The sequence below is a fragment of the Brevibacillus fluminis genome (assembly GCF_003710825.1).
GTDB classification, from domain to species: Bacteria; Bacillota; Bacilli; order Brevibacillales; family Brevibacillaceae; genus Brevibacillus_D; species Brevibacillus_D fluminis.
Window position 1 is genome coordinate 112,011 of record NZ_RHHQ01000025.1, and the last position, 23,219, is coordinate 135,229.

Below are 23,219 nucleotides of genomic sequence, written 5' to 3' on the forward strand. Positions count from 1 at the left end.
ATGAAGAAACTGCGACGATACTTGCTTCTAGGTGCATTCTTGACCCTGTGCCTCCCGCAGCTGCATATCCAAGCTGCAGAGGATGTCCATCTAAACGACGAGATGATCAACGGGAGATCAGCGATCCTGATCGACGGTACGACCGGAACGGTTCTATACGCGAAAAATCCGGACGACCGCCATTTCCCCGCCAGCATCACCAAAATCGCCACAGGCATCTATGCCATCGAAAACGGGAATCCGAGTGATATTGTTACGGTTTCGAAAAAAGCCCGCGAGGTAGAAGGAACGCGTGTCTATCTGGCAGAGGGAGAAAAAGTTCCCTTGGAAAAACTGGAGTATGGATTGTTGATGAACTCCGGAAATGATGCTGCGATTGCGATCGCGGAGCATATGGAGGGCAGCACAGAGAATTTCGGCGAAAAGTTGACCGCATATATAAAAGAAAAAACAGGTGTGCAACATACGAATTTTACCAATCCCCATGGTCTGCATGATGACAATCACTACACGACGGCAGCTGACATGGCCAAGATTGCACAATATGCGATGAAAAACCCCACCTTCCGAAAGATCGTCGGTACGAAACGATTGAAATGGGATGGGGCCGAATGGAAAACGGTCATCGTCAACCACAACAAAATGCTCACGAACTATGAAGGCGCCACGGGGATCAAAAACGGATTCACCGACCAGGCGCACAGCACACTGGTAGCATCGGCGAAACGAGGTAATACGGAACTGATTGCAGTTACGATGATGGCGGATACCAGCGCGGCCACCTACAAGGATGTCACCACGATGCTTGACTACGGCTTTGCCCATTATGAAACAAAGCAGGTCAGCGCAAAAGGCGATGCCTTTGCTAACAAAGATTTGTACCTCACCGTTCCGATCGGCGCCACCATTCATCGTCAAATGAAAGGGACAAGCATGCTCGAGGTGCAGGTTTCCACCGGAGAAGAGTACTACTTCTCACGTGAACCGAGCCAACAGGAGCTGTTGGTAGCCCAAGCGGAACGACAAAAAGAAAAAGAACAAGCCGCCCAGCTGACGGCGAAGGCGGCCAATACATTACCACATATTTTACTGTTTTTCGCGTGGCTGTTTTTGAACGTTTTCATGCTCGCCTATACGGTGCGACGCACGATGCGGAAGCGAAAAGCAGCTTATCAGCAAACTATGCGCAGGCGTGCCGATTGGTAGGCCTGCTTTTTTCTATCTCGGGCGAAGAATTGTAGATTCACATGCCTGCAAGTACAACCGCAGCGAAAAAGACAACCTGCAAAATGGTGCGTAATCCTAAAGGAGTTACCGGCTTGCCCCCGAGGGTGAGCTTTTTTTGTGCAGCGTACACATTGGCGGGGAAAAGCATAAGCAGCAAAATCGCAAGCCCAGTGGACGCGTAGCGAGAAGTGCCTGGGAAGATAATGGCCAGCGCACCGAGGATTTCAAGCCAGCCAGTAAAAGTGACCAGCATTTCAGCTTGAGGAAAAATAGGCGGGACCATGCGGACTAGGTCTGGACGACGTTTGCCCCAATGAGCTGATGAAGTAAGTAAAAACATGACCGCTACGGCTAAACGCAACGCACCTTGCCAATCAGCCACATACGCCCAGCCGAAGAAGCCAAGTAAGCGAAAAACGAGAAACGAAATGATGAGCGCGAGAAAAGGAGCCATTTGCATACCTCCTGCTTAAGATCAGTCCTTTCATTATACAAACCGTCAGTCGGTTCGTAAACGATGAAAGGTTTTGAATGAACGAAACGATTTAAATGACTGAATTTGAATGAAAATCTGAATGAGTTTGAAAGTTTATGATTGTTTACGATTGATTAATGAGCTATAATCATAACCACAATCGGTTTGCAAAGGAGGGTACTATGCTAACCCCTGAACGGCATCAACTAATCTTGAGCTTGCTTAAGGAAAAGGAAACGGTTCATCTGAATGAATTGGTGGAGCTGACAGGCGCATCCGACTCGACGGTCCGTCGCGATTTGAGTGAGTTGGAGGAGCAGCGGCTGCTAAAGCGTATCCATGGTGGCGCTTCACTGATCCGAAATAAACTGGAAGAACCGTCCGTACTCGAAAAGGCGGTCAAGCATGAGAGGGAAAAAGTAGCGATTGCGCACTATGCCGCAAGTCTGGTCGGGGAACGCGACTCCATTTATATTGATGCGGGCACGACGACGTTTCACATGCTTCCGCATCTTCCCGCAGCCAGCATCGTGGTCGTGACGAACGGGCCGGAACTGGCGCTGCAGCTAATCAAACGCAACATTAAAACGATTCTGCTCGGTGGTGAATTGAAAGCGGCAACATTATCGTTGGTCGGACGCGAAGCGATCAAAACGATCAGTCAGTTCCGATTCGACAAATGCTTTCTCGGTATGAACGGAGTTGACACCGTCCATGGACTGACGACGCCGGACCCGGATGAAGCGTATGTGAAGCAGCTTGCCCTAGAGCTTTCCGACGAACGGTACGTTTTAGCGGATGCGGATAAATTCGGCCGCGTCACGTTTGCCAAGGTGGCGGATTTGCGTGGGATCACGCTCATTACCGACGATGGTATCGGCGAGGAAACGGAACGCGAATTCAACCGAGTAACTCAACTAAAAGTGGTGAAAGTATGATTTACACAGTAACCTTGAATCCTTCGATAGACTACCATGTGTGGGTTTCGTCCTTTGTGGAAGGAACGATTCACGAAGCGCAGAAAGAACGGACGGATGCAGGGGGAAAAGGCATCAACGTTTCCAAAGTACTCAAGGCGCTTGGAGCAGACAGCACGGCATTAGGCTTTGTCGGTGGTTTTTCCGGTGCCTTTATCCAGCAGCAGGTGGAGCGGACGGGCATTGCCCATCGGTTCATCTCCATCGAGCAAAACTCACGGATCAACATCAAGATGAAGGCCAAAACCGAAACCGATATCAGCGGCGTCTCTCCAGAGATTCCAACTGCTGCCCTACAACTTCTGATCGAGCAGCTCGATAAGCTTACGGCTGCGGATTATCTGGTGCTGGCAGGCAGCGTACCCCACAGTGTTCCTGCTGACATTTACCAGCAGATCATGAAGCGCCTGCGAGACAAAGGCGTTCGTGTGATGCTCGATGCCAAAGGAGATGCGCTGCGAAGCGGCCTAGCCGAACAGCCATTTTTGATCAAACCGAATCATCATGAATTGGGAGAGCTGTATGGCGTGACGATTGCAAACGCAGAGGAAGCGTGCGTGTACGGTCAACAAGCGCTCTCGTTGGGCGCTCGTCACGTAATCGTCTCCATGGCGGCAAAAGGAGCAGTATATGTCAGTAAAGACGCAGCATACGCCGCGTCGATTCCGCAGCAAAAACCGGTCAATTCGATCGGTGCGGGAGACTCAATGGTCGCCGGCTTTTTGTACGCACATACACAAGGAATGGATGAACAGGAAGCGTTCCGGTTTGCCGTTGCGGCGGGGAGTGCGACCGCTTTATCCGAAGGGTTTTGCACCCGTGAAAAAATCGCTGCTTATTTGCCAGAGATAACAATCACTCGTTTGAAGTGAGAGGGGGACAACATCTATGCAACAAAAGATTCGCATCGTTGATCTGCTAAAAGAAGACACGATCCTGCTTGACCTTTCCAGTACGACCAAAGACGACGCGCTCGACGAATTGATCGACAAGCTCGATGCGGCAGGGCGCCTTACCGATAAAGCGGAAATGAAAAAAGCGATTTTGGCGCGGGAAGCACAAGGCTCCACAGGGATTGGTGAAGGGATCGCCATCCCCCATGCCAAAACAGCCGCAGTCAAGGTGCCATCCATCGCCTATGGCTTTTCCAAGCAAGGGATCGATTTCGAATCGCTTGACAATCAAAAAGCACATCTGTTCTTCATGATCGCTGCCACAGAGGACGCGAATCAGGCGCACCTGGAAACACTTGCTCTGCTCGCACAGATGCTCATGGACGAATCATTCCGACAAGCGCTGCAAAAAGCGCAGAGCGCTGATGAGATTCTTACGCTCGTAACCTCCAAGGAACGGGAAATCAATGGTGAGAATGAAAGCGTTCCCGAGCAAGCGGAACCAAGTGTGCCACCTGTCACAAAAACGGTGAAAGTGGTTGCGGTCACGGCTTGCCCGACCGGCATTGCACATACGTACATGGCCGCAGACTCGTTGAAAAAGAAAGCCGCTGAACTGGGCATTACCATCAAGGTCGAGACCAACGGCTCGGGCGGTGTCAAAAACAAACTGACCAAGGCGGAGATTGATGAGGCTACGGCGGTGATCGTGGCGGCTGACAAACAAGTGGAAATGGAGCGTTTTGCCGGAAAAGTGGTGATCGAGACACGTGTGGCAGAAGGGATTCGCAACCCGCAGGAGCTTCTGGAGCGCGCAGCAAAACAAGATGGTCCGGTTTATAGATCTGGAGCCAAAGGGACCAGCGGCTCTGCTGGTTATCAAGAGCAGATTCAAGCAGCGAAAGCGGAAAAGAAAGGCAAACAGTCCGGCTTTTACAAGCATTTGATGAACGGCGTGTCCAACATGCTTCCGTTTGTTGTAGGTGGCGGGATCATCATCGCGCTCAGCTTCATGTTCGGCATCAAGGCAAGCGACCCGAACGATCCGAGCTTTCATCCGTTGGCAAAAGTTTTGATGGACATTGGTGGAGGAGCTGCATTCAAGCTGATGATCCCGGTGCTCGCCGGCTTTATCGCGAAAAGCATTGCCGATCGCCCTGGTTTCGCACCTGGTATGGTCGGTGGCTTGCTGGCAGCAAACTCAGGCGCAGGCTTTCTCGGTGGTATTATCGCCGGTTTCCTCGCAGGGTATATCGTGGTTGGACTGAAAAAGCTATTCGCCAACTTGCCGGAAACGCTTGAAGGTATCAAGCCGATGCTGATTTACCCGCTGCTCGGCACATTGATCACTGGTTTTATTATGGTGTACGTCATTTCTGATCCGGTTGCGGCAATCAATGCAGGACTCAGCAGCTGGCTGAAAAACATGGGACAAGGCAATATGGTGCTGTTGGGCGTGGTCTTGGGCGCGATGATGGCGTTTGATATGGGCGGACCGCTCAACAAAGCAGCGTTTACGTTCGGGATCGCGATGATCGCCGATGGCAACTATTTGCCGCATGCCGCGATTATGGCGGCTGGTATGACACCTCCACTCGGTCTAGCACTAGCAACGACGTTATTCAAGAAAAAATTTACCGAAGAAGAACGCCAAGCGGGCAAAACCGCTTATGTGCTCGGCGCATCGTTCATAACCGAAGGTGCCATTCCATTCGCGGCGGCCGATCCAACGCGTGTGATTCCTTCCATCATGGTAGGCTCGGCTGTAACCGGCGGGTTGTCCGCACTGTTCGGGTGCACGCTTCCGGCTCCGCACGGCGGGTTATTCGTCCTGCCAGTGGTCGGTAATGTCGGGATGTATATCGTCTCCATCCTCGTCGGTACCGTTATCACCGCGTTGATGGTAAACCTGTTGAAAAAGAATATTGCGAATTAAAACATACAATTGGAGTGAACATCTAACATGGTAAGTCAAACATTCACCATTCAAAACCCAACCGGTCTGCACGCTCGTCCGGCTTCCTTGTTCGTGCAAGCGGCAACGTCTTTCAAAAGCGAGACATTCGTCATCAAAGGAGAGAAGCGGATGAATGGCAAAAGCATCATGGGCTTGATGACGCTCGGCGCTGCCAAGGGCGACGCCATTTCGCTGGAAGTAACCGGTGAGGATGAGGAGCAAGCATTGGCCGAACTCGGCAAAATTCTGGAAATGGTTCACGAATAACGGCGGTGGGGAGCGATCAGCATGGTGCAAACAGGGATCGCGGCAGCGCCTGGTATAGTTATCGGCAAAGCTGTCGTTAGACAAGAGAAACAACTAGTGGTAGAACGAAAGAAAATTGATTCAGGCGAAACCGCTCGGGAAACGGACCGATTTCGACATGCCGTTGGGCTAGCGGCAAGCGAGCTTGTGGGAATCAAAGAAAAGGTAAGGCAAGAGCTTTCCGAGGAAGAGGCGCGTATTTTCGAAGCGCACCTCCTCGTTTTGCAAGACCCGGAATTCGTTGGTGCAATCGAATTCTTGATCAATCAGGAGCTGCTTAACGCGGAGGCGGCGCTGACCGATGTGCGCGATCAATACGTGCAGCTTTTTGCCAGCATGGATAATGAATACATGCGGGAGCGGGCAAGCGATTTGCAAGATGTCAGTAATCGATTGTTGAAAAAGCTGTTGGGTGTAAAAGACGATTCAGCAATGGAAGACGGTGAGCCTGTCGTCCTGGTCGTCCATGATCTGACGCCTTCCGATACGGCACAGCTGGACCCGGCGCGCATCAAAGCGTTTGTGACGAATGTGGGCGGACGCACCTCCCATTCGGCGATCATGGCGCGTTCACTAGAAATTCCAGCGGTGGTTGGTCTGTCTGACATTACGGAACGAGTCACCTCGGGAACGCTGGTTATCGTTGATGGGCTCGAAGGGACGGTACACATCGATCCTGATGAAGCGGTGATTGCTACTTACGAAGCCAAAAAACAAGCCTATGAACAGCAAAAAGCCCTCTGGGCAAAGCTTGTACATGAAAAAACGGTGACTCGTGACGGCTATCATGTTGAGTTGGTTGCCAATATCGGCAGCCCGCATGATGCATCGCAGGCGATGGAAAACGGAGCGGAAGGAATCGGATTATTTCGTACAGAGTTTTTGTACATGGGCAAAGACCGATTCCCGACAGAGGAGGAGCAGTTCGCTGCCTATAAAGCGATTGCGCAGACGATGGGCAGCGAGCGCCCTGTCATTATCCGTACGCTGGATATCGGCGGTGACAAGGAGCTTCCATATCTGCCTCTGCCCAAGGAGCAGAACCCGTTCCTCGGCTACCGCGCCATCCGCATGTGTCTGGATCGGGCAGATTTGTTCAAGACGCAGCTGCGTGCGATTTTGCGGGCAAGTGAGTATGGCGATATCAAGATCATGTACCCGATGATCGCCACGATCGGCGAACTGCGAAAAGCAAACGAGTTCCTGGCAGAATGCAAAGAAGAACTGCAACGTGAAGGGATTTCGTATCGCCAGGAGCTGGAAGTTGGAATCATGATTGAAGTGCCTGCTGCCGTCATGATTGCCGACCAACTGGCACGGGAAGTCGATTTCTTCAGCATCGGAACAAATGATCTCATCCAGTATACAATGGCAGCTGATCGGATGAATGAGCATGTCTCGCATTTGTATGATCCATTCCATCCTGCTGTTTTGCGCATGATCCATCATGTGATCAAAGCGGCCGCTCAAGAGGGCAAATGGGTGGGCATGTGCGGTGAAATGGCAGGCGAACCTCACGCGATTCCCATTCTGCTCGGACTCGGCCTTCAGGAGTTCAGCATGAGTGCGACCTCTATTCTACAAGCGCGCCATCTGCTGGCACAATTGGATGCAGGGCAATTGCGTGAGCTAGCAATGCATGTGCTGACATTGGAGAGCGGGGCTGAGATCAAAGCGTATGTGAAGGAGCATGTTTTGGACGTGCTGCAACGATAAAGAAGAGAGACTATCAGGTAAGGGGCAAAAGAGAGCGCTAGTACAGGCTCTCTTTTTTCTTGTCACTTTACATAAGCATTACTTGTACCAAAATTAGGAATCACTTACGATTGGGGAAGAAATACATCGCTTATCTGACTGTCATTTACAAATTCAAAGGGGTTGTTTGGATGGAGGGCAGGTTTTTGCAAGAGTGGATTGTAGAAGCGGATATCAGAAAGCTGCAAAGTGCGATGGAGTCAGGTGCGATTACGGCAGAAGAACTTGTTCAGGCATATCTTGAGCGAATTCGGCGTTATGACGCGAAAGTGAATGCTGTGCTCGAAATCAACCCCGACGCCATTGCCATCGCAAGAGAGTTGGATCAAGAGCGGGCGGTAAAGGGACGCAGAGGGCTGTTGCACGGCATCCCGATTCTCTTGAAGGACAACATCGATACGCATGATCACATGCACACGAGCGCAGGCTCCATTGCGCTGAGCGGCTCCATCGCGAAAAAGGATTCGTTTGTCGCGTCAAAGCTGCGTCAGGCAGGCGCCGTATTGTTGGGTAAAACGAACATGACGGAATGGGCGAATTACATGTCAAGCACCATGCTGACCGGTTACAGTTCGAGAGGCGGACAAGTGGTCAACCCATACGGAACATCCGAAATGTTTGTCGGTGGCTCCAGTTCAGGGTCAGGCGCCGCGGTTGCCGCGAATTTTTGTGCGGCCGCAATCGGTACCGAAACCTCGGGATCGATCATCAGCCCTGCTAGCCAAAATTTCGCGGTTGGCATTAAACCAACCATTGGCCTGATCAGCCGCTCAGGCATCATTCCCATCGCTCACAGTCAAGATACCGCCGGACCAATCGCACGTACGGTTTCTGACGCAGCTATTCTGCTGGGAGCACTTACAGGGGCGGATGAGGACGATGAGGTGACTCTTGCCGGAAGCTTGCATGCGCTCACGGACTACACGCCGTATTTAGATGCGGAGTATTTGCCACACGCACGCATCGGAATTCCTCGCTATTATTATCGTGATCTGGACGAAGAGCGCCTGGCGATTTTAGAAGAGGCGATCGCTCTGCTCAAAAGCAAAGGGGTAACGATCATCGATCCCGTCTCGCTTCCGTGCGAACAGACCGAGTGGGATTGGAACGTGCTGCGGTATGAGTTCAAGCATGACCTCAATCGTTACCTGGCCAATGTGGCGGACACGGTTCCGGTGCATTCGCTTAAGGAAGTCATCGCATTTAATGAGCAGCATGCCGAGAGCGCTCTGAAATACGGCCAAGATATCCTAATCGCCTCGGAGCAAACGAGCGGTACCTTGACTGAAGAGGCGTATTTGGCCAGTAAGCAAAAAAATCGCGATATGGCCGCGACGAATGGAATTGATTATACGCTCGATGCCCATCAGCTGGATGCGCTTTTGTTCCTTGGGTTCGAGTGGGGATCCGACCTAGCTGCACGAGCTGGTTACCCTTCGTTGACGGTTCCAGCAGGGTATGCAAAGCGCGGCACTTGGACGAAAGAATATGCAACAAAAGGGCCACAAGGGATTACGTTGGTGGGAAGGGCGTTTAGCGAACCGACATTGATTAAGATCGCATACGGGTATGAACAGGCGACCCATCATCGGTTTCCGCCGAAATTGGACGGAGCGGAACGGTGATTGCCGGAAGGACTCAGTTCGTATGAAAAAGTCGTAGAGTAGCTCTGTTTAACAAACAACTCAAATAAATTGCTATCCGTTCAATTTCCTGTTATTCTAATAAAGAATTATTTTTGTTCGGAGTGAAGGATAGCATAGGTAAAACTTTTCGTCTTGATGATCCTGAGAGCAAGGATAGTAATAATTGTGTGGTTAGCACACTAGGAGGCAATAACAATGGAACAAGGTACAGTAAAATGGTTTAACGCAGAAAAAGGTTTTGGATTTATCGAACGCGAAGGCGGAGAAGATGTATTCGTTCATTTCTCAGCTATTCAAGGCGAAGGCTTCAAATCTCTTGACGAAGGTCAAAGAGTGACTTTTGACGTAGAAAAAGGTCAACGTGGACCACAAGCTACTAACGTTCGCAAAGCTTAAAAATCCGAACAAAAAAACAGACTCTTTTTTAAGGGTCTGTTTTTTTTTGTTCGGAAAAACAAATGTAAAACCCTACCCAAGCAAATGAGTAGGGAAGTGGTACAGGTACAGTAAATGGTAGAGTCAGTATAACATAGTACACTTGGAATCCCCAAAATTTTATAATTTAAAAAACAACGAATAGATCGATGTCAACTCGAATCTGAGTCCAGTTTTTAAGACCCGACGGAAGGATCGGACGAGGCACGTTTGCTCTTTAGCCATGCTTGCACATGTACACCGGTTTTCTCGATCCGCATCAAGCGATTTTTCGCAGATTGCACTTCACGAGAGAGTGCGCGCTCCAGCTCCGTTTGACGCAATCTGCCAGAAGTGGTGATCCAATCGCCGGCGAGATAGCCTTGCTCCTGGAGCTCTCCATGCAACTTGTACAAGTAGGAGAGATTCACCGGTTTCCCGAATTCAGCGCCGAAATCTTTGTAGGCATGCGGCGAGCGGCCGACTTCTGCAGCACGCAGCAGAAGCCAATCGTAATAATCGCCAACTCCTACGACCGTCGTGACGTGTTCGTCTGCGGAAGGAGGAGGAGCAGAGGCAGCCTGTAGATTGCTTTCGAGATCGGCCAGAAAAAGCTGCAACGCTTTCAGCTTTTCCGGAGTGGTTTTCATTACAGACATTTGCCCTGAGTAAAAGAACACTTGGCCTTTTGCCGATAAAGAGTAATGGAGGGTAGGCCGCTCAGTAGTCGACCAAGCCTGATTCATGAACAAGATTTCTTTTTGCGCGAGATTCTTCATGATGCGGTAGACATACGTCTGATTGTCGCTCATCGGAAAAGCATCCATCTCTTTGGCAATTTCATAAATGTCCTTGGCCATCCATTTTTGCCCCAGTGTGAAAGCGTGCGCCATAATATACGCAATCATTTCGTTCAACGACAGCAAATTAGCAAACGGTCTGGTATGCGCATGCTTGCTCATATCCTCATCCCCCCCATGTTCTATATCTACAATCGGAAGCTCAAAATCTCCGCAAAAACATTTCCTGCCCCAACGACCGTCTCTTTATCATCTCCTTGCATCGAAATTTCTGAATACTTCCAATTAGAGGGAATTGTACGCCCGTGCATGTCCAAATGTCAAGTGATTTGTACTATAAAAGTCCTGAATGGTAGGAGAGGGCACATGAAAAAGAAATGTAAGCTTAATCGGATCGGAACGATTCAACAGCGATGAGTCAATAGACGGAAAATAGGTGAAATGCTTTGACTTTTACGAAATGATGGAGGAATATGTTTTGAAGGGAACGTTGGATATTTAAAATCACCAATTAGCACACTTGTTCCTTTTAACAAATGAACAGAGCAATGGAGGCAGCCGCAATGAAATATGAAATCATCCTTTTCGATGTAGACGATACATTGTTTGACTTTCGTATGTCCGAAAAAACGGCTTTACAGCACACATTTATGGAATTTAACTTGCCAACCGGATTGACAGATTATGAAACCAGCTACAAAGAGATCAGCGCAGGGCTATGGCGGAGTTTGGAACAGGGGAGCATTACTTTGGCTGAATTGGGAGTAGAAAGATTCAATCAGTTGTTCCTAGCAAATGGGCTTGGGCTCGATGCGACCGAATTCAACCGCGTTTATTTACGTTATTTGAGCAAGGGAACACACTTGATGCCAGGTGCTTTGGATTTGTGTCGGAAGCTGACAGGTCATCGGCTGGCCATCATCACGAATGGTTTCGCGGAAGTGCAAAAAGCAAGGATCGCAGGGTCATTGCTGAGCGACGCGTTTGAACATATTGTCACATCAGAAGAGGCAGGCTGTCAGAAACCTGGGGCAGGCATTTTCGAATACGTGTTTTCCAAGCTACAGATCACCGAGAAAAAGAACGTGATGATCGTGGGTGACTCGTTGACATCGGATATCCAGGGGGGAAACAACTTCGGTATTGATACGTGCTGGTTCAATCCTCATCAAAAGAGTAATGGTACAGAAATCAAGCCAACGTATGAAATCCATGCGTACGAGCAGCTGATGGACATTGTAGCGGGATAAGTGGATGGGAACGTAGGGGGAAAGCGGGTAGAGATCTTGTGATTGCAGGATAGTGAATAGGAAGATGAATCACATGCAAATGAGAGTGCCGGGTCTGGGGCACTCTTTTTATATGCATTTATTTCTTTTTGGATTGTGTCGCCAGATACTTGGCCAGGTTATTCAGTGTGTCGTGATGTCTGCGTTTGTGAGAGGAAGTAGCCGGTGATTTAGAAGGGATCGGTTTCAATTTTGTCATCTTTTACCTCCGGATTTTTATATACAGTGAATTTCTTAATTTTATAATAAACATAAATATGCTTGTTGTAAATATATATTTTTGAATTTTTTTAATTTTATTTAAAAAGCTAAATAGAAGGCTTATTTGATGGGGTATGTATTTGCGAAAGCCAGGATAGCTGCCGGCGTTGAAATTGAGATGGAAGATGGAGAAAACGAGTATGACGATCGTTTTATGTGTATCGAGACAAGATCGCAAATATCCGTAGAAATATGGAATGTCGTCGACAACATGTTAAAACGCGATGAAAACCGGCCAAATTGGCGCGTTCGGATTGATTAATCAATTAATACTGGAGCATTGGCGCCTTCGTGTGATACCTGGCGTTATGTTTGTAGATTCGACAATAGCTGCAAACGATGTGGAATTCGATTGTTTATCAATCGATGATGTTCATTTCTGTTCGTTTCTTTTAATCGTACGCATATGGGGTTACCGCAACACAATTCATGCAGCTAATCCAGCTGTCAGATCGCTGCAGTATCATTTATGATGGCCGCTAACGCATTATTCCGACTGCCGATTCGGTGGCGCAATCACATATTCGCATCAATCATCAACGGCCGAGCATTTTTTTAGCAAGATAAGGGCAGGGTAGGTTTACCTCTGCTTAACAGGTCGATTTTTCTGTTGTGTCCGATAATATATATTATGTAAACAAATAAAACTGAAAAGCTTGTGGTTCAATGTATGCAAATGCTTGGAGCTGCATATCAGCTGCCGATCGTTACATAACGTGATGTGCGGATAAAACACATCATTTTTGCTTGTAACGCTGACGCTGACAGAAAGAAATTGCAATAATTGTTATAGCAGCCATCAGTTGAACGATTAGCGGATATTTGCATCAAATCTAATGTAACAATACCGTTAATGAATACATGTAATCGTAAAAACAAGTCTTTAAGCAGTTAATCCGTATAATGCGCACATTCTAATAAAGAATCCTTGAAAATGAATCAATTCGCAATTAGGTCGCATTTATTAAAAATCGATTAAACAATCCGTATGTGCTGAGCAAAATAAAAAACCACGATCTTCCACCTAACAGACTGGCATCAGGTGAAAATCGTGATTTTTCGTTTCTTTCAATTCAGTTCATGAAATGGATATTTTATGTACTAAAATTGATTATTGTTAAATTAATTGAATGAAATTTAATTCGTTATTCAATTTGATTTATCTATGATGGAAAAATTTGATTTAATTATTCCAACCTCTGTCGGCCTCTTTTTTCATCTGTCCTCTCTCAAGCCTACTTGGAAGTATATGTGTCTTTATGTCTATCCTACTCTCTTCTGTTGCCTCTCGTGACAGGTAATTTTGCTCGCTTTGGCGAGCTTTTGCTGCCTACTCACCCCTAGGCGTACCTGCCGCCGCAGTAGGTTCCTGGAACTTTATAGATACTGCCGGTTCAGCGTTGGAAAAAAGCCGCTGATGAAGCAACCCCGGAGAAAAGTATTGGTTATGGTCTACAAATAAAAAGAAGCCGTTTTTCCCTTAGCGTCGGAAAAACGGCTTTTTTGGTGGTACCTAGACATACCCTGCCTGAGCAGATACGAAATGGTGTGATTTTGTCCACGCTTACAAAGACATGGGTTGGTATCTCCACTTTTCCAACCTGAAACGAGTTTATTGTAATGTAAGCCAATCAGGAATGGAGATCTTCGGGCTGCTTGTGATCGCTGTTTGTACACAATCGTTCATGCCCCCAAAATAAATCTCTCGATCGACCAATCCTGGGCCGTAATGCGCGAATTTTCCCGAATTCGTCATGATTGTTTTGCAATCATGGGGAACAGTGGTAGAAATCATGCAAAGGCAAATGTCCATCAGGAAGGTCGCGCCAAACGCTTCAATTTTTTTTGCAACTCCCGCTGCTTTTGCTTTTTCATACACATAGCGACTTGTCGTAATGAAAAATCTCACATCGGGATGGCACTGTTTGCCCTCCACCAGTTGCGCCAATTCCACACATTCTTCAAATGAAAAATGAGGGCTGCCCATCAAGATGAGATCAACTTTTTGTTCCGAAGCGGTGGATAGTGTCCGCCAAACATCCGCGATCTCGTCTCGAGAAATTTTCCAATGGTTCAATGGCGGGTAACCACCAAATGCTTCTTCCACCGTTGAAGCTTCCGGTGTGATCCCGATCATATGAAACATGCCCACTGCCCCAGCGGTGGCAACTGCGGCACCAAATGCTTTTAATTGATCGGCTGATGGTTTCTCCTTTATTCCGCGGATTACAGGAACACCACTCCCGACACGACTTCCGACCAGATAACCCACTACTGGATAAAAGGTGGAATCGATCTTCTCGTATTCCGGCATATCAATCAGTACGGTGCCAAGACGGGCTTTGTCAAGGTGAAACCCTGCTAACGGAGCTCTTCCGGTAAGAGCCGCACAAATGTCCATAAAATCTCCATAACGATTTGTACGCGCACCGATCACGCTATTCGCATAGACAACCGCGTTTGATTCAGCCCAGGCGATATGCTCCCCAAAAACAGGGGCCTCTGGCAATTGATAAGGCGAACACGTAAAAGTCGGTTTCGCACCCATGCGCTCATAAGCAGTCGCCAGCCGATCTGCAAGGTGTGCGAATGCTGGGTCCACACCTTGTGTTCTCCAACCTTTCCGGTCAATTGAGATGGCGTTCATACTTGTTGGCACATGCACCTGGCCCCCAGCGTCTGCCAGCGTCTCGGCAAATTGCAAACTTGCTTCTCCTGTATAGATACACCCATCGATGTGTGCCCGCGTAACATCAATGAGCTGTTTTGCCCCTTGAACCTTCGCCATTCGCAACAGGATTCTCATTGCCATTTGTGGGGCAGTGCCTTCTGCTCCAGCAAGCAGTTCCTTATCTCGCTGTGAAAGTTCAATTTCCCCCATAGATGAAACCTCCGTATCCAACATAATACTCAATAACGAAGCACGACAATCCCGTCATCTTCTATGCAGGCGGTTGATGCAAGCAATGCCTGCTCGAATGAACCTTCATCTAGTACGATAATGGGCAATTTCACGGAGAAAATCTCCTCAGCGACGATACCGCCTAGCGCTACGATTTCATCCGCTTCCGCTAACAAAATTGCTGAAGGAGCATGCCCCGAAACAATCGCATCCAATAGAACGCCGCTTCCGCTGCAAGATCCGCGTCCCTTTGGCAAAACAAGGATGTGATTTGCAAGCGAAACACCGCAAAGAGGATGATGACGATCCACAACCACTCCGGTAGCCGGATTGAATCCACCCCAGAAGCTTAACGGTACATTTGTTCCGATAATCGTTCCTTCTGCCTTTCCTTCTGTGAGGATACGTCCTTTCGTCTCAATCATTGTCATGATTTCCACTTCCTATTGCCGAGGATCACCGTTCTCTTAACAGATTATTTTATCCCATCAGCAACTCCACATCTTCTCGGATCAGCCAGCGTACACAACTCACCAGTATCTTTGTCGAGATAGCATATCTGGAACGACCCCATGTGATAATCCCATATGCCAGATACTTTCATTTGCAATCCCAATGCCATGAGCTCTTTTTGCACTTCTTCCGGAATCCTGTCTTCGATGACGATTGATCCACCTTCTTGAAGACCGAGCATTCGTGGGGCTTCTACCGCCTCATAAGGCTCCATTCCAAAGAACAGGTAGTTGCATAGTACCTGAGCTACTGATACGTGAACATTGCCTGGTGTACCAAGCTGCATGACTGGCTTTCCGTCCTTTAACACCATTGTGTTGCCGATGACGCATCTAATTCTGGCTCCTTTAGTCTGGTAGTACTGCATGTGGCTTGATTGTACATTAGGCACGGCGTGTGAGCCCACCATTGGAATTCCTTTTACTACCTGTCCAGGTATCCCGCCAGATTGCAACGTGTTCATCATCTGTACCCAGTTTCCTTCGCTGTCGACAATACTTAGTTCACAACTTCCCGTAGGTTGATCTTGATGACTGTTTTGTCTAGGAGTTGGCATTTTCCCTGCACCTGAGAATCGATCCAAGAATGATACGCCACCACCAAATCCTGTAGTAAATCTGGTGTGATTCGTCAAATCTACTTTGGGTTTCATCCCTTCTATAAGCCTTGCAAGACTTTCGTGAAAGTGTCCGTCTAAAAATGTGTTCACTTCAAAGCTTAGAACCTCTGGATCACTGCTATATCCACATATGGTTTGTGCTAATTTTAGCGTATGGGCCATGTAGAAGATGTGGTCCGCCGAATACGGTTTTACTTTTTTGATACCCAGTTTTTCCAGAATTCCCAGTACTAACGCTAAAAAAATCCCTTGCTGCTGTGGCGGTGCTAACGAGACGATTTCATACTCACCGATTTTAAATCTGAGCGGCTCTATCCATCTGGCCGGTGTTTCTGTCATATGCTCTTTTGTGATCATCCAGCCCATGTCATTTGCCTTCTCAATAAAGGCCTCTGCCCATCCACCTGTTATCATATAATCAGGGCCTTCTTCCGCTACTTTTCCTAACGTTTCAGCCATTTCTTTTGAACCGAATTTCTCTCCTACATGAGGAAAGCGGCCATTGGGCATATAAAACGCTCTACCCTCCGGAAAGAAGGTAACAAAATCTTCTTCGAAAACATTCAGTTCAAATTCAAAGCATGAGACATGATGCCCGTTTTCCGCCCACCAAATCGCCTCTTCACAAAGCTCTGCCCATGGTTTCGTCGCAAACTTTTCATATAGTGCTTTTAAGCCAGGCATAAAACCAGGAATAACCGATCGCGGTGGGATCGTCGCATATACACCCATTCCTTGAGGTACAGGCATATGTGCCGGCAGATCTGATGGAAACGTCCCCATAGAATCAAGTTGATAATATTTGTCTTCTTTTGCGTTATAGCAGAGAAAGGTAACCGTACCAGTATGATTCGTCATATAAGGTTCGACCGCTGCCTGAACCATACATCCGGCAATTGCGGCATCAACAGCATTGCCTCCTTCCGCCATCACTTTTAACATCGTGTGAGTGACGACCGCATTATCCGAGCTTGCTGATGCTTTCACTCCTTTAATGACCGCCTTTTCACCTGGAAGCCATTTGGGGTCTGATAAATTAATTTCACGTGGGTTCATCATTATTCTCATATCCTCTCGTCTTTAGATGGTGTAACACACAACATGTATGATTTAAATCATTGACTTACTCTTTGTCCGCCCACTTCCAATCGACTTTTCCCAATCCATCGATTAATACCCCTTTTACTTTGGGGTTATGCACAAAGGAATACGTGTAGTAAAAGACTGGCGCGACTGGCATTTCATTCATAAGAATTTGTTCTGCTTGAGTCAAGAGTTGCTTCCTTTTTGCCGGATCAGGTTCTACCCCCGACTGATTCAAGAGTTCGATATATTCTGGATTTTCCCATTGTGGAGCATTGTTAGGCGCATTTTTTTCTTTGAACAATTCCAAGAAGTTGATCGGATCGTTGAAAGCTCCTGACCACCCCAAACGCCCAACCAGAAATTTCCCTTGTGCCATATTCTGCAGGTATACTTTTAACTCTTGATTTTCCAATTTCACTTCCACACCAAGATTTTTTCTCCACTGATCTTGGACGGCCTCAGCCACCTTCTTCTGAATTTCCGCGGTATTGAAGGAAAGTGTTATCGGTGGCAAGGATGAAATCCCCAGTTCTTTCATCCCCTCGGCCAAGAGTGTTTTTGCTGTTTCTGTATCATTATCTGCAAAGTAACCGTCTGCTTTTAGCGCCATGGTTGGCGGTAATACTCCCAATGCCGGTTGTTGACCTCCTTGCAATACGTTGTCGACAATCGTTTGCCGATTGATTGCATACGCAAATGCTTTACGGATCTTTGCATTGGTAAATGGGGCTTTCTCCACATTAAAGGCAAACCAATAGGTTGCAGCAAACGGCTGACTCGTTAGCTTGCCTGACTCCTTCAGTGCAGGCATGGCATCAGTTGGCAAGAAGCTCATGGGAGAGCCGGCCCAATCAATATCGCCATTTTCATACATCGACAGCTCGGAGGTTTCATCCTCAACCATGGAAAAATTGATTTTATCTAGTTTTACAGTGCTTTTATCCCAATAATTCTCGTTCTTCGCCAAAATCATTTTGTTTTTATGTTCCCATCCTTCTATCTTGAACGGTCCGTTTCCGATGAGCGTTTTTGCTTCGGCAGCCCAGTTCTGATCGCTTTCGACGGTCTTTTTGTGAACGGGGAGGTATACCGTGTGAGCAGTCAGTTCAATAAAGAACGGGGTCGGGTTTTCCAGTGTGACTTGCAGTGTGCGATCGTCAATCGCTTTTACACCGATTTCATCCAGGCTGGCCTGACCCTTGTTCGCCTTTTCTGCATTTTTGATGTAGTACATGAGGAATGCCGCTTGAGCAGCAGTCTTGGGATCAAGTACACGCTTCCATGCAAATTCAAAATCGTGAGCAGTTAAAGGATCGCCATTACTCCACTTGGTGTCGCGAAGTGTAAACGTATAGGTTTTCAAATCTGGAGAAATATCGATTTTTTCAGCCACTGATTCATGTGGCTTGCCATCTTCTCCTGTGCGGGTCAAACCATCAAAAAGAGCTTTTGCAATGGCCATAGCAGTCGTATCGAATGCTAAACCAGGGTCAGCCGTGGGAGGCTCGGCATGCAAATTCCAATTTAAAACCTTAGGTTCTGTTGAATTTTTATTTTCAGTATTTGCTGTCGGTGTCGCTTCTTCCTTTTGATTCCCACATCCAGTTAGTGACGCGCCAAGTACGAGAGTTAAGCAGACCAATACAAATAGACTCTTTCTCATACACGATCCCTCCGATAGGAAACATTATTTGTTTCTCTCATTCTTCCAATCCCTCGAAATGGACAGCTATCTCACCCAGAATGGGGACGCTTATTCTGTTTCTCAGGTCAAAGCAAACTTCTGTGACAGTTGCATCAATAACAATTTCTCCGTGTTCATTTAGAATTTCTTGATAAAAGCTGAAACTTTTCTTTCCCCTCCGCAGTGGTTTCGTCTTGATTGATAACCTCTCGCCTTGTATTGCTTCTTTGCGATAATTGATGCCTGCATGAACGACTACAGTGCTTATCCCTCTCTCTGCTTGCTGTTTGTAAGTGAGCCCGGCTTCTCTGTACCACTCTTCTCTGCCACACTCCAAATACTGCACATACACAGCATTGTTTACATGTCCAAGGAAATCCAGATCAGTGACTCTCACCTTTACTTCCGTTGTTACTTGCATGCCCACATCGCCCTTTCATCGTCCAATCAGGTTAAATTGACGTCGCTTTGAAGTACGGTATTCCATATGCAAACAAGAAGATCACAAGGGTGAGAATACCAGCCCCGATCATCACCTTTCCATAGAGCAGCGTCCGCTTAATCTCTTTTGGATCCAGTTCCTCTTTAGGCATGATTAACAATGTTTCTCTGTACTCTTTCTCTTTGTCCGTAACTTTTGTCAATGATGAAACAACCAAAATCGTCATGATACTAGCCAGCAAGCCGATGAAGAATGGACTCAGCAACATAGGAAACGTAAATGCTGACATCTTTTCAATCAACTTGGCTCCAACATTCCCGACAAAGCCTGCCAGCATTCCCCAGAAGGCTCCTGCTGAAGTGAGCCGTTTGCTCCAAACGCTCATCAGTGCAACGGGTCCCCAGGCCGCAGCAATCGCTGTACCCGCAAAATAGGTAATCCACAGAACAGCAGGGGGCTGGTAGTAAGCAAGGCCTAACGCCACGAGACTAGAGACAAGCATAACCCCTCTGCTTATTCTCAACATTGTTTTTTCATTTTTCTTTATTTCGATGATATCTTTTGTTGCACTGAATCCGATCAGCGATAAGAATGTGGAAGCGGAAGATAAGCCGGCAGCCATTATGCCTACCAGAAGCAAAACACTTAAAGATGAAGGGAGCAAATGATACACTGCCCAAATGAATGCTTTTTCACTTGGCTGAATGCCAGGATTGACGAGATTAATCGAACCTGCCATAAAGAAGACCAACGTTTGATAAAGAATCGTGATCATTGTTGCAACGGCACCAGCCCGTAACACAACGTGCTCACTTTTTGCCATTAGATATCGACTTGCCTGCCAAGGACTTACAGCGATTGCGATCCCCCAGGAGATCCCAAATGTTATTGCCCAGATAACAGAATCGGTAGCATTGATCTTCCATGGTCCCAGCAAACCGTGATAAGAAACAATTCCAGGCTTCCCTTCAAATGTAGCCAATTTCTCGATAACAGCTGCAAAGCCTCCACCGGTATTGTGGAAAATAAACGGGGCTGCAATAACAATACCCAGCAGTATGATGATGAACATGATTGTCTCGGTAAGTATGATCCCTCTGGAACCTGAATATAAAGTAAATGCGGTGTACACGAACCAGGTCAGAATTAAACATTCCTTGTACTCTAGACCCGTAAGCTCAGACATCAGCAAGTTCGTCCCTTGGGTTGCAGCCAAGAGATAAGCCGTTACAGCAAATATCGTAATAACACCTGCTAATGATTGAATTTTTCGCGATTGAAACCGCTTACCGAAGTATTCAGGAACTGTAAGCGCCTTGCTTCTTCTTACATAACGCCCGAAATATAACGTACCCGCTGAATAGCCTGCAATCATGATTGTAGCCAAAATGACCAGAAGCATCACATAGCCGTCGTAACTAAAAGCAGTATCTCCATAAAATAACTCTGTACTTGCAAAGGAAGAAATCAGGGTCCCTACGATCAGCATTGTCGGTGCATTCCGGCCACTAACATAGTAATCTTCCAAATTGTGAACTTTTCTTCCAGCGAAATTTCCAATGATAATATAGAGAATAAAGCTCAGAAATACCACGATGCTGTATGCGTTCATTTTCAAACCCCCTCACCTTTTGGTGGCTAATCAACCTCCCTGTTGAAACTCATCTCCTGTTCGTTTTTGTTCCCCTTCCAAATATTTCTGAAAGTCTTTTTTGGCTTGATAATAAAAGTTCAGGCCGAGAATAATTGTCCATCCACCAATGAGAAAAGACAAAATAATGGCAGCCATTTATGCAGCTCCTTTCAATAACACTTTTTCGAAAGCCACTCAGCTTCTTTATATACTGGATTTGGATACTGATAAAAACCCTTCCCGGTTTTCACTCCAAGGTGTCCTTTTGCAACCATTTGTTCCAGTTCCATCGGAGGCTTATCTGATTCATCACCAGTCTCGAAGTAGTAATTTAGTTCAATATCTCTTACAACATCAAGCCCAACTTGATCCATCAACGCAAAAGGGCCAAATGTTGTATGAAATTCCAGCATCCAGGCTCGATCAATCATTTCAGGGCTGCTATACCCATTCGCCCACAGGAACAAGCACTCTTTTTTGACTGCCCGCCAGACACGGTTAAAGGAAAAGCCTTGAATCTCTTTATGCGTCTCAAAAATAATACACTGCAATGAATTCAAAAATTGCTTGGCAATGAATTTGGTGTTTTCAGACGTTTCACTATTATACATAAATTCAACAGGATCGAGTTTAGGTGGGCCCATATCATCAGGCGCTCCCAAATTGATATTAAACATGCGATCCTTTCGGCTGACATCGGCTCCAATTTTCGAACTGCACATTGATGAACTATTCGTTGCCAACAACGTTCTCTGAGGGGCCAATACGTCTATTTCCTGCCAAATCTTTTGTTTTAATGCGAGATTTTCCGGAACAGCTTCAATCACAATATCTGCATCGCCCACGCATTCAGCCAGAGTGCTGCACACGTGAATTTTTTGATACTTTTCCTCTGCCTGCTCTCTTGTCAACAAACCTTTATTTACATAGGTCGTAAAAACATTCTGAATATTGTTGATTGCTTTTTTCAGACTATCATTTGATACATCGTAGACATATGTAACTTTATGAGCCGATGCACAGCGAAAAGCTATCAGCCACCCTTGGGCTCCCAGCCCGACTACTCCCACTTTCTCTACTAAACCCTCGTGCATAATTTTCTCCCCTCTATACATGTAGTTACACTCTTCATCTCGCTTTTACACCGTCTTGCAACCTTTCACCATTTTTGCCGCGAACTTTTCATTCATACAGACAACTAACGCTTAGTACGTTTTAGGAATAGCAGAGATACCTAACATTTCCCTTGCTTGGGCAGGCGTAGCTATTTCACGATTAAACTCTTTGGCAATGCGGACGATTTTTTCAACAGCCTCTGCGTTACTTTTCAGCTTTTGGCCACGTTTTACATAGATGTTATCCTCCATCCCTACCCTTACATGCCCACCCATCATTATACTTAAGGTAGTCAAGGCCCATTGATATTTCCCGATTCCAATCGTGCTAAACACGGTATCATGAGGTAACTCACTTATCAGATTAAGCAGGTTTTGAGGCGTAGGATAAATCCCCGTTTGCGTTCCCATGACAAATTGAACAAAGTAAGGAGGTTTGACCAGTCCTTTCGTAATCAATGCTTTGACAGCCCAATAATGCCCTGGTTGATACACTTCCATCTCTGGTTTAATCGATTTTTCTGCCATACGAGAGGCAAAATTTTCAATAACTCCATAAGTAAAAGGAATAACACCATCGATTTCTAATGACTCACGAGCATGTTGCAGAGGCGACTTTCTTTCAATAAACTTTACTCTTTCCATAAACGGCCCCATATTTAAAGTAGCGATTTCCGGATTAGCCTCCAGGACGTTTAATCTGCCGTCCATAGTAGACTGAAACCCCAAGCCGGTAGAATTGTTGATGATAATCTCTTTACATTTGCTCCGGACAGCGCCATTAACCTCCAGTATCTCTTCCGGGTTTTCGGCATTTTTCCAAATACAATTTCGGTCTCTTGCGTGAATATGGACAATACTGGCCCCAGCATTATAAGCCTCATACGCTGATTGGGCGATTTCTGCCGGAGTTTCGGGAAGAGCTTCATTCACTTCCTTCCCTTGAATGCCACCATTTACAGCGCAAGTAACAACTAACGGGGGTAATTTGCCAATTCGTTCCATCCAATCATAACTATTGGCGAAATTCCAAATGTAATTGTTATCCATTTTTCTCACTCCTTCTTGTTTGGCTATCTGCTGTTCTTCACCAGTTTTTTCAGTCAGTTAGTAATGGACAGGTTTCACTAACCGCGAATGAACTGTCACTTTGCAAAAGTAGCAATTCATGTGCCAACGTTTATTTACGGATAAATCGCAACTGTTCGTTACTCTTTCTTTTGAA

Annotated in this window: 21 protein-coding genes; 10 read left to right on the forward strand and 11 right to left on the reverse strand. The window is 46.8% G+C overall.

The annotated features are described in order from the left end of the window. Nucleotides 1–1,206, forward strand: a complete 1,206-nt coding sequence (locus EDM56_RS27645; RefSeq protein WP_122921171.1) for a D-alanyl-D-alanine carboxypeptidase family protein — start codon at nucleotides 1–3, stop codon at nucleotides 1,204–1,206. A gap of 37 nt (nucleotides 1,207–1,243) precedes the next feature. On the opposite strand, the gene EDM56_RS27650 is transcribed toward EDM56_RS27645, so the two are convergent. Beyond that, nucleotides 1,244–1,681: a DoxX family protein gene (locus EDM56_RS27650; RefSeq protein ID WP_122921172.1), complete on the reverse strand. Its 438-nt coding sequence runs from the start codon at nucleotides 1,679–1,681 to the stop codon at nucleotides 1,244–1,246. Between the two features lie 203 nt (nucleotides 1,682–1,884). Between EDM56_RS27650 and EDM56_RS27655 the strand changes: the two genes are divergently transcribed. The 7 genes from EDM56_RS27655 (at nucleotide 1,885) to EDM56_RS27685 (ending at nucleotide 9,632) form a co-directional block, all read left to right on the forward strand. Then, on the forward strand, nucleotides 1,885–2,640 hold the full coding sequence (locus EDM56_RS27655; protein WP_122921173.1) for a DeoR/GlpR family DNA-binding transcription regulator: 756 nt from the start codon (nucleotides 1,885–1,887) through the stop codon (nucleotides 2,638–2,640). Continuing rightward, nucleotides 2,637–3,551: a 1-phosphofructokinase gene (gene pfkB, locus EDM56_RS27660; protein WP_122921174.1), complete on the forward strand. Its 915-nt coding sequence runs from the start codon at nucleotides 2,637–2,639 to the stop codon at nucleotides 3,549–3,551. Before EDM56_RS27655 ends, pfkB begins: the two co-directional genes overlap by 4 nt. 16 nt (nucleotides 3,552–3,567) lie before the next feature. Next, complete coding sequence (locus EDM56_RS27665) at nucleotides 3,568–5,508, forward strand: PTS fructose transporter subunit IIABC (RefSeq protein WP_122921175.1); 1,941 nt, start codon at nucleotides 3,568–3,570, stop codon at nucleotides 5,506–5,508. A gap of 27 nt (nucleotides 5,509–5,535) precedes the next feature. Then, nucleotides 5,536–5,796, forward strand: a complete 261-nt coding sequence (locus tag EDM56_RS27670) for an HPr family phosphocarrier protein (RefSeq protein WP_122921176.1) — start codon at nucleotides 5,536–5,538, stop codon at nucleotides 5,794–5,796. Between the two features lie 21 nt (nucleotides 5,797–5,817). Then, complete coding sequence (gene ptsP, locus EDM56_RS27675) at nucleotides 5,818–7,551, forward strand: phosphoenolpyruvate--protein phosphotransferase (protein ID WP_122921177.1); 1,734 nt, start codon at nucleotides 5,818–5,820, stop codon at nucleotides 7,549–7,551. Between the two features lie 170 nt (nucleotides 7,552–7,721). Further along, nucleotides 7,722–9,215, forward strand: a complete 1,494-nt coding sequence (locus tag EDM56_RS27680) for an amidase family protein (RefSeq protein ID WP_122921255.1) — start codon at nucleotides 7,722–7,724, stop codon at nucleotides 9,213–9,215. Nucleotides 9,216–9,431: 216 nt separating this feature from the next. Then, nucleotides 9,432–9,632, forward strand: coding sequence for a cold-shock protein (locus tag EDM56_RS27685; protein WP_122921178.1), 201 nt, complete (start codon nucleotides 9,432–9,434; stop codon nucleotides 9,630–9,632). A gap of 215 nt (nucleotides 9,633–9,847) precedes the next feature. Here the strand turns inward: EDM56_RS27685 and EDM56_RS27690 are convergent, their stop codons facing one another. Then, nucleotides 9,848–10,612 (reverse strand): hypothetical protein, encoded by a 765-nt coding sequence (locus EDM56_RS27690; RefSeq protein WP_122921179.1) that lies wholly within the window; start codon nucleotides 10,610–10,612, stop codon nucleotides 9,848–9,850. A 401-nt stretch (nucleotides 10,613–11,013) separates the two neighbouring features. On the opposite strand from EDM56_RS27690, the gene EDM56_RS27695 reads away from it, so the two are divergent. Then, entirely contained in the window at nucleotides 11,014–11,700 is a 687-nt protein-coding gene (locus tag EDM56_RS27695; RefSeq protein ID WP_122921180.1) for a YjjG family noncanonical pyrimidine nucleotidase, read from the forward strand. Between the two features lie 367 nt (nucleotides 11,701–12,067). Further along, nucleotides 12,068–12,262: a hypothetical protein gene (locus EDM56_RS27700; protein ID WP_122921181.1), complete on the forward strand. Its 195-nt coding sequence runs from the start codon at nucleotides 12,068–12,070 to the stop codon at nucleotides 12,260–12,262. Nucleotides 12,263–13,612: 1,350 nt separating this feature from the next. Here the strand turns inward: EDM56_RS27700 and EDM56_RS27705 are convergent. The 9 genes from EDM56_RS27705 to EDM56_RS27740 all read right to left on the reverse strand — a co-directional run bounded on the left by EDM56_RS27705 (nucleotide 13,613) and on the right by EDM56_RS27740 (nucleotide 23,044). Next, on the reverse strand, nucleotides 13,613–14,881 hold the full coding sequence (locus EDM56_RS27705; RefSeq protein ID WP_183192615.1) for an aconitase X: 1,269 nt from the start codon (nucleotides 14,879–14,881) through the stop codon (nucleotides 13,613–13,615). Nucleotides 14,882–14,910: 29 nt separating this feature from the next. Further along, on the reverse strand, nucleotides 14,911–15,333 hold the full coding sequence (locus EDM56_RS27710; protein WP_122921183.1) for an aconitase X swivel domain-containing protein: 423 nt from the start codon (nucleotides 15,331–15,333) through the stop codon (nucleotides 14,911–14,913). Nucleotides 15,334–15,377: 44 nt separating this feature from the next. Next, the gene (locus tag EDM56_RS27715) at nucleotides 15,378–17,093 is read right to left on the reverse strand and encodes a gamma-glutamyltransferase (RefSeq protein ID WP_183192616.1); all 1,716 of its coding nucleotides are present in this window, start codon (nucleotides 17,091–17,093) and stop codon (nucleotides 15,378–15,380) included. 64 nt (nucleotides 17,094–17,157) lie between these two features. Beyond that, nucleotides 17,158–18,783, reverse strand: coding sequence for a peptide ABC transporter substrate-binding protein (locus EDM56_RS27720; protein WP_122921185.1), 1,626 nt, complete (start codon nucleotides 18,781–18,783; stop codon nucleotides 17,158–17,160). Between the two features lie 37 nt (nucleotides 18,784–18,820). Further along, nucleotides 18,821–19,225 carry an acyl-CoA thioesterase gene (locus EDM56_RS27725; RefSeq protein ID WP_122921186.1) on the reverse strand — a complete coding sequence of 135 codons (405 nt, stop codon included), beginning with the start codon at nucleotides 19,223–19,225 and terminating at the stop codon, nucleotides 18,821–18,823. Nucleotides 19,226–19,256: 31 nt separating this feature from the next. Beyond that, nucleotides 19,257–20,858, reverse strand: a complete 1,602-nt coding sequence (locus EDM56_RS27730; protein WP_122921187.1) for a sodium:solute symporter family protein — start codon at nucleotides 20,856–20,858, stop codon at nucleotides 19,257–19,259. 30 nt (nucleotides 20,859–20,888) lie between these two features. Further along, nucleotides 20,889–21,035 (reverse strand): hypothetical protein, encoded by a 147-nt coding sequence (locus EDM56_RS31620; protein WP_183192617.1) that lies wholly within the window; start codon nucleotides 21,033–21,035, stop codon nucleotides 20,889–20,891. A 14-nt stretch (nucleotides 21,036–21,049) separates the two neighbouring features. Then, nucleotides 21,050–21,973 (reverse strand): 3-hydroxyacyl-CoA dehydrogenase family protein, encoded by a 924-nt coding sequence (locus tag EDM56_RS27735; RefSeq protein WP_183192618.1) that lies wholly within the window; start codon nucleotides 21,971–21,973, stop codon nucleotides 21,050–21,052. 111 nt (nucleotides 21,974–22,084) lie between these two features. After that, complete coding sequence (locus EDM56_RS27740; protein WP_122921189.1) at nucleotides 22,085–23,044, reverse strand: beta-keto acid cleavage family enzyme; 960 nt, start codon at nucleotides 23,042–23,044, stop codon at nucleotides 22,085–22,087. Between the last annotated feature and the right edge of the window lie 175 nt (nucleotides 23,045–23,219).

Coding starts and splice junctions, on each gene's coding strand:
- EDM56_RS27645 (WP_122921171.1), top strand. CDS start 1: ATGAAGAAACTGCGACGATACTTGCTTCTAGGTGCATTCTTGACCCTG.
- EDM56_RS27650 (WP_122921172.1), bottom strand. CDS start 1,681: ATGGCTCCTTTTCTCGCGCTCATCATTTCGTTTCTCGTTTTTCGCTTA.
- EDM56_RS27655 (WP_122921173.1), top strand. CDS start 1,885: ATGCTAACCCCTGAACGGCATCAACTAATCTTGAGCTTGCTTAAGGAA.
- pfkB (WP_122921174.1), top strand. CDS start 2,637: ATGATTTACACAGTAACCTTGAATCCTTCGATAGACTACCATGTGTGG.
- EDM56_RS27665 (WP_122921175.1), top strand. CDS start 3,568: ATGCAACAAAAGATTCGCATCGTTGATCTGCTAAAAGAAGACACGATC.
- EDM56_RS27670 (WP_122921176.1), top strand. CDS start 5,536: ATGGTAAGTCAAACATTCACCATTCAAAACCCAACCGGTCTGCACGCT.
- ptsP (WP_122921177.1), top strand. CDS start 5,818: ATGGTGCAAACAGGGATCGCGGCAGCGCCTGGTATAGTTATCGGCAAA.
- EDM56_RS27680 (WP_122921255.1), top strand. CDS start 7,722: ATGGAGGGCAGGTTTTTGCAAGAGTGGATTGTAGAAGCGGATATCAGA.
- EDM56_RS27685 (WP_122921178.1), top strand. CDS start 9,432: ATGGAACAAGGTACAGTAAAATGGTTTAACGCAGAAAAAGGTTTTGGA.
- EDM56_RS27690 (WP_122921179.1), bottom strand. CDS start 10,612: ATGAGCAAGCATGCGCATACCAGACCGTTTGCTAATTTGCTGTCGTTG.
- EDM56_RS27695 (WP_122921180.1), top strand. CDS start 11,014: ATGAAATATGAAATCATCCTTTTCGATGTAGACGATACATTGTTTGAC.
- EDM56_RS27700 (WP_122921181.1), top strand. CDS start 12,068: ATGGGGTATGTATTTGCGAAAGCCAGGATAGCTGCCGGCGTTGAAATT.
- EDM56_RS27705 (WP_183192615.1), bottom strand. CDS start 14,881: ATGGGGGAAATTGAACTTTCACAGCGAGATAAGGAACTGCTTGCTGGA.
- EDM56_RS27710 (WP_122921183.1), bottom strand. CDS start 15,333: ATGACAATGATTGAGACGAAAGGACGTATCCTCACAGAAGGAAAGGCA.
- EDM56_RS27715 (WP_183192616.1), bottom strand. CDS start 17,093: ATGATGAACCCACGTGAAATTAATTTATCAGACCCCAAATGGCTTCCA.
- EDM56_RS27720 (WP_122921185.1), bottom strand. CDS start 18,783: ATGAGAAAGAGTCTATTTGTATTGGTCTGCTTAACTCTCGTACTTGGC.
- EDM56_RS27725 (WP_122921186.1), bottom strand. CDS start 19,225: ATGCAAGTAACAACGGAAGTAAAGGTGAGAGTCACTGATCTGGATTTC.
- EDM56_RS27730 (WP_122921187.1), bottom strand. CDS start 20,858: ATGAACGCATACAGCATCGTGGTATTTCTGAGCTTTATTCTCTATATT.
- EDM56_RS31620 (WP_183192617.1), bottom strand. CDS start 21,035: ATGGCTGCCATTATTTTGTCTTTTCTCATTGGTGGATGGACAATTATT.
- EDM56_RS27735 (WP_183192618.1), bottom strand. CDS start 21,973: ATGCACGAGGGTTTAGTAGAGAAAGTGGGAGTAGTCGGGCTGGGAGCC.
- EDM56_RS27740 (WP_122921189.1), bottom strand. CDS start 23,044: ATGGATAACAATTACATTTGGAATTTCGCCAATAGTTATGATTGGATG.